Raw genomic sequence first — 10,355 nt, 5'->3', positions numbered from 1 at the left:
CCTCATCATTGAGCAGGCCACCGGCGCGCAGCAGCGAGGCAAAACGCCCGTTGCGAGCAGAAAGCTCGGCAAAGCCGCCCATCTCAACGACATGGCCGCGATCCATGAACACGACAAGATCCGCGTCGCGGACAGTGCTCAGGCGATGCGCGATGATGAAGGTCGTGCGACCGTCGCGCAGCATGTCGATAGCGTCCTTGACCCTGTTCTCGGTCTCGACGTCGAGCGCGCTSGTSGCTTCGTCGAGMACCAGGATCGGCGCGCTCTTGAGGATGGCGCGGGCAATCGCGATACGCTGGCGTTCGCCACCGGACAGCTGTCCGCCGCGCTCGCCGACATTGGTGTCGTAGCCTTCGCTCTTCGACAAGATGAAGTCCTGCGCCGCCGCCGCACTTGCAGCGGCATGCACTTCCTCATAGCTCGCGCCGGCGCGGCCGACACGGATGTTGGCCTCGATCGAGCGGTTAAGCATGCCGGCGTCCTGGAACACGGTGGCGATCGAATGGCGCAACGACTTTTTGGTCACCGTGCGCGTATCGATACCATCGATGAGAATGCGGCCCTGGTGCGGCGTGTGGACCCGCTGCAACAGGTTGATCAGCGTCGTCTTGCCCGCACCCGTCGGGCCAACGATGGCGACCGTCTGGCCGGCGCTGACTTCGAAAGAAACGTCAGTGACGCCCTGTCCCGAATTCGGGAACTCGAAGCTGACATTCTCGAAGCGGACGTGACCGGTGACATTTTCCAGCTCGCGCAGACCTTCCGGTTCGCGATCATCGCCCGCGGAGTCCTCGAGGCGATAGAACTCTTCCAGCTTCGAACGAGCGTCGAAGATCTGGTTGGCGAAGTTGGAAACCTGGTCGAGCCGGCTGATCAGCAAAGCGGCGAAGCCGGTGAAGGCAACGATGTCGCCAATGCGCAACTGGCCCTTGCTGACGAGATACGCACCGATCAGCAGCACCACCATCATCGAGATGGTCGAGGCCAGCCGGTGCATGGCCGAAGCCAAAGCCCACCAGTCGAGAACCGGGTTCTGCGTCGCGATCAGCGCTTTCACATAGCCGCGAAGGGCTTCGGTTTCCTGGCCGACACGGTTGTAGCTCTGTAGCACCGCGACGTTGCTGACCGAATCCGAGACGTGGGAAAAGACCTTGTGGTAGTGGCGCTCGACCGAGGCCTGACCTTCCTTGGTCTTGCGCATGACGAGCCGGCCGATGGCGATATAAAGCGCGCCCAGCACCATCAGCACCAGCGACATGCGGGCGTCGAGCGAAAACGCAGTCGGGACAAGCAGCACCAGCGCCACCGCCGTCGACAGATGCGTGCGCATGAATTCGAGCCACAGGCTGAACAGTGCTTCGATCGCACGCAGCAAGGTGTGCAGCGAATGCGACGTGCCACTTTGCTGATGCCAGGCTAGCGGCATGGTGATGACGCGTTCGAACGACTGGCAAAGCACCTCGCCGCGCCGCGCATGAGCGAGGCGGTCGGCGCCGCGCGCCACCAGCACGAAGGCTATGATATTGAACGCGCCGAAGCTCGCCCATAGCGCCATGGTCGGCACGACTTCCGTCTTCCCGGCGATGGCATCGATGATACGCCCGAACAGGATAGGCTCAGCAATAGTGACGATTGCCAACACAATGTTGGCAGCGCAAATCAACCCGACCTTCTTGCCGTCTGCGGCAAGATAACGAAGGGCTCTCCAATAGACTTCAAGCAACGACACTTTGGTACCCCTTGAGTCCCGTTCGTCCCTTTATTGTGCACTGCACCATGGCCGACAGATAGCGACCTCAGGTCCGCAAGACAATGCGCAGATAGCCGTTGGGTTCAAAAAAATCGACCAACACATTTCAACGGCCCGTAATCTGGTGTGATCCGATAAGGAATTGAGAACTAACGAAAAAAGGCATCGTTGCGGCGAAATGATGACGAAGATCGCGGACTAGCGCATTGACGCGAAAAAAGGCAAGCCCGATTTGCTGCTTGAATGAAAAAGAGCGCCGCCCGTCGTGTTGACGCGCGGCGCTCCAATCATCCTTGTCGCATGGCTGGCTAAGCCGGAATGCGGATTATTACTTCGAACTCGCCGCTATCGCGCATGGCAAAGGACGCGTCCTTGCCCTTCACGCCATCGACCTCGGCTTTCACAGCTTTAGCGGCTTTGTCCCTCACCACCCGCAACCTGTAGACGGCGCCGCCCAAACGAAGCGTGGCCGAATAGCCTTCCCAATGCTTGGGAATAGCCGGCGCGATGACCAGCCGGTTGCCGCGCTGGGTGATGCCGAGGATGCTTTCGACGGCGGCGCGATAGAGCCAGCCGGCCGAACCGGTGTACCAGGTCCAGCCGCCGCGCCCTGCCTTGGAGGCATCGGCATAGACATCTGCCGCCACGACATAGGGCTCGACCCGATAGGTCTCGGCCGCCTTCTCGTCGAGCGCATGGTTGACCGGGTTSAGCATSCAGAAGCAGCGGTAGGCCTCGTCGACCTGCCCCATTTCCGCCAAGGCAATGACAAACCAGGTCGCCGCATGGGTGTACTGGCCGCCATTTTCGCGCACACCAGGTGGATAGGCCTTGATGTAACCCGGATCTTTTTCGGTCTCCGAAAAAGGCGGCGTGAACAGCTTGATGAGCTGAAGCTCGTCGTCGACCAGCATTTTTGTCGCCTGCGCCATGGCGGTCTGCGAGCGGGCTGGGTCGCCCTCGCCCGAAATCACGCTCCACGACTGCGCGATCGAGTCGATCTTGCATTCGTCGGAGTTGCGCGAACCAAGCGGCGTGCCGTCATCGAAGCTGCCGCGACGGTACCACTCGCCATCCCAAGCAGCATTCTCCAGCGCCCGCTTCAAGGCATTGGCGTGCTTGTCCCAGGCGTTTGCACGTTTGGAATCGCCCTCGGCCTTGGCCAAGGGGGCGAATTCGCCCAGGGTTCTCAGCAGGAACCAGCCAAGCCAGACGCTGTCGCCCTTGCCCTCTTCGCCGACACGATTCATGCCGTCGTTCCAATCGCCGCCAAGGATCAGCGGCAGGCCGTTTTTGGCCGTCCGCTTGATCGCAAGGTCGAGCGCACGCGCGCAATGCTCGTAGAGCGAGGCCTTCTTCTTCGAAGCTTCTGGCGTGAAGAACGCATCGTGCTCGCCCGGATTGAGCGCCTGGCCTTCGATGAAAGGCAGTTGCTCATTGAGGATCGCTGTATCTCCGGTCACCGAAACGTAGCGCGCGGCAGCACTCGCCAGCCACACGACATCGTCGGAGATCATCGTACGAACGCCGGCGCCAGTGCGCGGCAGCCACCAATGTTGGACATCGCCTTCGGCGAACTGCCGGCCAGCCGCAGTCAGGATCTGCTCACGAGCGAGGCCCGCGTCATGCATCAGCAGCGCAAGCGTGTCCTGCAACTGGTCGCGGAAGCCGAACGCACCGCTTGCCTGATAGAAAGCCGAGCGTGCACGGATGCGGCAGGCAAGGCTCTGATAAGGCAGCCAGTTGTTGACCATCGCGTCGAGCGCCTTGTCGGGCGTCTCAACCTCGATCGTGCCCAGGAAAGAGCGCCAGTTGCGTTCGTTCTCAGCCAGCCTCTGATCGAAATCAACCTTGAGATGGCGGGTTACCAGCGCGCTCGCCTCTTCGTCCGAGCCGGCGTCTCCGAGCAACCAGAGCAGCGTGACCGAACCACCCGCGGGCACCTCGATATCTCTTGATATCGCAGCACATGGATCAACGCCCGCCTCGACACGGCCTGTCAGCTCGACGCCGAGCGTGACAGCGCGTGGCGCCTCGACGGTTCCGCCCGCCCCGATGAATTCATGGCGATCGGAAGTGACCGAACTGGCCTTGCCATCCATCGCCATGAAGGCGACACGCTCGCCGAAATCAAGCCCATAGGTATTGCGGGCCAGCAGCGCCCCGGTCGCCACGTCGAGGGACGAGACAATGTTGGGCGCGGTCTTGGCCCGGCTGTTGCCAAGCACCCACTCGACATAGGCATAGACCTTGAGTTTTGCCGGCACAGCGCCGGTATTCTCAATACGCAGGCGCGAGACGCGAACCGAGTCGTTCGGGTCGACAAGGTGGGTCAGTTCGGTCGCCAGCGTGCCACGCTTGGAGCTGAAGGTCGAGAAACCCTGGCCGTGGCGGGCCTCATAGGTTGCACCCGCGTCGCGAGCGACAGCTGCAATCGGCGAATATGTCCGCCCGCTGGCACGATCGAAGATGTAGATCGCCTCGCCCGGACGATTGGTCACCGGGTCATTGGACCATGGCGTCAGCTGGTAGTCGCGGCTGTTGCGGCTCCAGGTAAAGGCAGCCCCCTCGGCAGAACTGTGGAAGCCGAAGCCGGCATTGGCAATGACGTTGATCCAAGGCTGCGGCGTGGCGCGGGTCCCATTGAGGCGCACGACATAGTCGCGGCCGCCAGCGTCAAAGCCGCCGAAACCGTTCCAATATTCCAGCCCGTCGCCGACGCTCTTGCGGGCGCTGCGTGAAGGCGACGTTTGAAGCGCCGTCGTGTCAGGCCTGTCGGTAGCCTGGGCAGCCGTGAGCGCGTCACGCGCCTGAAGCGCTGCGGCCTCGGCCCGCTCTATCTGGTCGAAGATAGTGCCGTTGCGGGTGTGCAGGCACACACGGGCGACAGCCAGCAGCGTGCGGTAGGACGCCTCGTCCATCAGGTCGCGGCGCACAGCGAAAATGTGCTGGCGAGGTCCGAGTTCCTTGCCGCGCAGGCGGCTGTTCTCGCAAAGCGCCTCGATCGCCTGTTGCAGGTCCTGCACGTAGGAAGACGCCTGCTCGTTGACGATGACGAGGTCGGCGACAAGGCCGCGTGCCCGCATGTATTCCTGGAACCGGAGCACCTGGGCGATAATCTCGATGTCGGCGATATCGCCGATCCTGACCGCAAGGATGGGGAAATCGCCAGAGATCGCCATCGGCCACAGTGCCGACTGCCGGCCAAGACCGGAAGCGATGGCATCCGCCGACAGACGCAGGAACGGATCGGGATAGATCAGGTAGCGTGCCAGTTTCTGCACATTGGCAGCGTCCGTGAGGTTTAGGCCGAGATGCCTGGTCTGTACCTGCGAGCGCGTCCAAGACAGCATCGCCTGGCGCGGGAAGCCCTCGGGGTGGTCAAGCCGGGCGACCGTCTCTTCGACTTCCTCGCGAGTCGATCCGACGATCGTCCAGAAGGTCAGCGACACTTTCTTGTTGGCCGGCACGCGGACACGCCGGCGAAGGGCCGCCACAGGATCGAGCGTGAAGCCGGCGCTGCCCGAAAGCTTGGCGCCGGGATCGAAAGCTGCCGAATCGGCAATGGTACGGCCGCGGCCAATGAAGGCACGGCGGTCGGTTTCGGCTTCGGTGTCACGCACGAAACCCGACTGGTCGGTGACGAAATGTGCTGCCACCACCGACGGCTCGTTGGCTGACCGCGTGCGGCGGGTCGCCAGGATGGCGCTGCCGTTGTGGGTGATTTCGGTCTCGACGAACATCTTCGAGAACGCCGGATGCGCGTTGTCGTTGGCTTCGGGTGCGAGAACCAGCTCGGCGAAGGAGGTCACCTCGATGTGACGGTCAACGGCTGCGTCGTTCCAGATGGTGACCTTGCGGGCTTCGCCGTTGCCTTCGGAGACGACGATGCATTCGACCTCGCTGCGCAGCGTGCCCACGGTCTTGATGAAGCTTGCCTTGTCGTCGGAGAAGACCGTCTGGGTCTGCTCGCCGGTGGCGCGCTTTGGTTCGGCCGTCGTGGACCACCAGTCACCAGTGTCAATATCGCGCAGGAACAGGTAGGTACCCAGCCGATCCTCGGTTGGATCAGATTGCCAGCGCGTGATCGCCATGTCGTTCCAGCGGCTGTAACCGGAGCCGGTGGCGGTCACCATTACGGAGTAGCGGCCGTTCGACATCAGATTGGTCGAGCGCAGCGCGCGCATCGGGTTGAGCACAATGCGCGTATCGGCACTGTGATCGGTCGTCTCGTCCTTGGTATGCTCGGCCACTTCGGTGCGGACGGTGGCGACGGGAATGTCGCGCGGTGCCTTTTCCTGCAACAGAAGTTCGGCCGCCTCGATCACAGGATCGCTGTGGAAGCGGTCGCGCATGCGCCCTTCGAAGATGGCGTTGGCGATCGACACGATCGACATACCCTGATGGTGAGCCATGTAATTGTAGACGACCGCATGGTCGGTGCCTTCCGGCACGCGCTGCGGCGTGTAGTCGACGGCATCGTAGTAGCCGTAGCGGCCTAGAGCGCCGAGCTTGCGCAACCGCCTGAGGTTGGCGGTCGCCTCGCTAGGCATGAACTGGGCTGCCAGCACCGTCGCATAAGGCGYGATGACCGTGTTCTGACCAAGACCACGCTTGAGGCCAAGCCCTGGCACGCCGAAGTTGGTGTACTGATACGTCAGTTCGCGGTCGCGGCCATTATAGGCGGCTTCGGAAATGCCCCACGGAACACCCTTCGAACGACCGTATTGGATCTGCCGGCGGATGATGAGCTTGTTGGTCTGGTTGAGGATGCCGCCTTGCGGCTCTTTCATCACCAGCGGCGGCATCAGATACTCGAACATCGAGCCCGACCACGACATCAAGGCACCCTGGAAGCCGATCTCGACGATCGGCCGGCCAAGCCGGAACCAATGATCGGTCGGGATGTCACCCTTGGCGATGCCAAACAGGCTGGTCAGCCGCGCCTCGGAGGCAAGCAGGTCGTAGCAGCTTTCATCGAGCTGATGCTCCTCGACGCGGTAGCCGATGGACAGGAGCTTGCGCTCGTTGCGCATCAGGAACGAGAAGTTCATCTCGAAGGCGAACTTGCGGGTTCGCTCGCGCAACTCCATCAGCTTGGTCCGCAAGGCGGTGACGGTCTGGTCGTCGCTGTGGGCGTCGTGCACATGCGCCTCACAGGTGACTTCGAGCGTCCTTGCCCAGTCGGCCAGGGCTTCGCTCTTTGTCGAGGTAGCCTCGGCGTGGATGGCGCCTGCGAGCTTGCGGATTTCACCCGACAGCACAGCGAGATTGATGGTGCGGATCGACGCCATTTCAGGCTGCGACTTGATGGTTTCCACGGCCCGGCGCATGCCGTCGATGCGGTCAATGAGCCTCTGGCGCAACGGCCTCAGCTGCCTGCGATCGTCAGGCAGTTCGGCGACGCTCTCCTCGATGATCGAAACGATGTCGAGAATGCCATCGAAGTCGCCCTGCAGATGGACCGACGGAGCCTCCGCCCATTCCGCACAGGCAGCAGCAACCGCCACAAGATGGCCGGCGAGATTGCCGCTGTCGACGCTCGAAACATAGAGCGGGTAAAGCGGCCTCAGGGTCGTTGTGTCATACCAATTGTAGAGGTGGCCCCGGTAACGCTCCATCTTTTCGATGGTCGAAACCGTGGCGTCGATGCGGGCAACGGCATCGGCCAGGCTGATCCAGCCGAAGTCGCGAGCTGAGACGACCGACAACAGGTAGACGCCGATATTGGTCGGCGAGGTGCGGGTGGCAATGACGCCTGTGGGGTTTTCCTGGAAATTGTCCGGCGGCAGATGGTTCTGCTCAGGCGTCACGAAGGTTTCGAAATAGTGCCAGGTGCGGCGCGCCACTGTGCGCAGCGTATGCACATCCCATGGCGCTACATGCAGCCGGTCTTCTGTTTCAGCCGAGCGGCTGATCAGACAGGCAAAAGCCGGCGACCCAGCCCAGAAAATGGCAAAGGCGAAGGCGACGAAGGCACCGGTCGAATCCGTCATGACCGGCAACACCAGGCCGATCAGGGCGATGATCACGGCGCCATACATCATGCGGTAATAGGCGGAGAGATCGTTGTCGCCCGACTTGTGGGCCTGCGATGCGGTGCGCCACTCCAAAAGGTTCTTGCGGCTGACGAACAGGCGGTAGAGCGTGCGGATGATGGCGTCGCCCATCATCCAGGCGAGATGCGCCATCAACACGATCTTCAACGCCACCATCGCCGTGCCGAAAGCCAGGTCGCGGCCGAGCGCGCTGAAATGACCGCGCGGGGTAGCATCTCGGTTCTTGGGCAGGATGGCATCGATGATGTCGAAGGTCGGCGCCATGAACAAAGTGAGGATCAACAGCGCCTGCCACTGCGCGGCCTGGGTGAACGGCAACAGCGTCCAGCCGGCAATCGCCGCCATGACCCAGAAGATCGGGGTCAGCGAACGGCGGAGGTTGTCGACCATCTTCCAGCGCGACAGTGCCGGCACACCCGACTTCGGATCGAAAATGAAGCCGAGCAGCTGCCAGTCGCCACGCGCCCAGCGGTGCTGGCGCGAGGCATCGACCGAATAGCGGGTCGGATAATCCTCGACCACCTCGACATCGGTCACCAGCGCCGAGCGCGCGAGTGCGCCTTCGAGCAGATCGTGGGAAAGCACGGTGTTTTCGGCGATGCGCCCCTTGAGGGCCGCTTCCATCGCATCGACATGGTACAGGCCCTTGCCGGTGAAGGTGCCTTCGCCGAAGACGTCCTGATAGAGGTCGGAAACGGCAAACACATAAGGATCAAGGCCACGGTGGGCCGAAAACACCCGCTGGAAAAACGAGGCTTCGTCGCCTGTTGTCAGCGACGGTGTCACGCGCGGCTGCAGGATCGCATAGCCTGCCGTCACCAGACGCTTTTCGGCGTCGAATTCCGGGCGGTTGAGCGGATGGCACATCTTGCCGGCCAGCTTGGTCACCACGCCGCGCGTCATGCGCGTGTCGGCGTCGAGCGTCATGACATGGACGACGTTGTCGGGCAGCGGCGTGTCGGTCGGCATGAAGGTCGTGTCGCCGTCGCCGCGCAGCAGCAGATTCAGCTCGTGCAGCTTGCCACGCTTGCGTTCCCAGCCCATCCAGCAGCCCTGCGCCGGGTTGTAGAGCCGGCGGCGGTGCAGCAAGTAGAAGCGCGGCGCGCCTTCGCTTGGATAGCGCTGGTTCAGCTTGGCGATTTCACGACGGGCGTAATCATATATCTCACGGTCGCCGGTCGAAATCTCGGCCTGGCTGTCGGGCCAGTCCGACAGCACCGCAAAGTGAATTTCGCCCGACATATTGGCGAGATAATGCACCTCGATGTTACGGATGTTCTCTTCGACATCGTCGCGCGATCCGATCAGCGACGGCACCACGACAAGCGTGCGGGCTTCCGCCGGCACGCCGTCCTTGAATTCGTAGCCGATAAGGCGGGTCGGCTCGAGGAACTTGAGCACGATTGTGTTGAAGAAGGCGAGCGCACCTTCGCTTGCCGGCACTGCAAACAGCGTCAACATGAGAACGATCGCAGCTGTCGTCATGCTCGGCAGGCCGAGCGCGGCAAGCGCATTACCCGCCAGGAAAAGCAACAGAACGGTCAGGGCAAAGACCGGGAGAGCTATGCCCACCCAGTTGGTCTTGCGAAACGCACGATTGACCAGGCGGCCGATGGTCGGGCGATAGCCGATCGCCTCCTCAAGCTCCTGGCGGCGCGGGCCGACAAGGAAGAAGCCGACATCGGAGCACTCTTTTTGCAAGCCGTCGCGATGCTCGGCCGGGGCAGGCCTTTCGGTGTGGGCGAAATCGGTCGCACGCTCGGCAACCTGAAATTCGGACAGATTGGAGTGACGGGCCAGTTCTTCGATCGCTGTGCGATACTGGTCGCGCGAAGCAAAATCGAGCGCGGCAAAGTTGGTGCGTTCGCGCAAGAGCATGTCGACACGGCTGACATCCTCGAACCAGACAGTCCAATCCTGGTCGTCGATGAGACGAAGGCCACGAATGATATTGCCGGTGGTAACGTTGCCGCTCGACAGCGTGTGGTGTTCGCCGATGATGATCTCTTCGGCGTCGCTGCCCGACTTCTCAAGCTCGTCTTCCAGCCAGATCAATGCCTTGCCGGCGTTTTGCGAGCCGTCGCGCAAACGATAGAGCAATTGCGTGGCAAAAGTCGTGTCACGGGCGTGCACGGCATAGGCCTTCAGCAAGGCAAGACCATCGTCCTGTTCCTGCACGCTCTGTAAGCGGTCGGCGACATCATTGGCGATGGCGCGCATCTCGCGCGCGCGGTTGACCCGCACGGCGATGCGCCGCAGGTTTTCCACCAAAACGAAACGCAAAAGTGACGGCAGCGCCCAAAGCTCGCCGATATGCAGCGGTTCGACCGACTGGTAGCCTTCGACCACCGCCTTGAACATCTGCGCCGACACGGTGCTGTCGGAATGGGCGACATAGACCCAGGCGATGGCGAGCGCGCGCGGCACCCGCTGTCCCTCGGTGAGTTCGATCGTCGGCAATTCGCGATAGAAGCGGCGCGGCAGGTCGCGCTTGACCTGATAGATAGTCTCTTCGACCAGATAATTGTTGTCGAGCAGCCATTGTG

2 protein-coding genes are annotated in these 10,355 nt (G+C 62.1%); both read right to left on the bottom strand.

Annotation, left to right across the window (positions count from 1 at the left end; all coding sequences use genetic code 11):
* The coding region (locus tag AC1DUU_RS12520; RefSeq protein ID WP_476783744.1) for a glucan ABC transporter ATP-binding protein/ permease at positions 1–1,729 on the bottom strand (1,729 nt) is incomplete at its 3' end.
* Positions 1,730–2,058: 329 nt separating this feature from the next.
* A partial coding sequence (locus AC1DUU_RS12515; protein WP_476783743.1) for a GH36-type glycosyl hydrolase domain-containing protein occupies positions 2,059–10,355 on the bottom strand: 8,297 nt, incomplete at its 5' end.

It is taken from the genome of Aminobacter sp. P4_H6_2, assembly GCF_056400805.1.
Note: the sequence above shows the minus strand (reverse complement) of the source record. Positions and strands in the feature narration are given on the sequence as shown.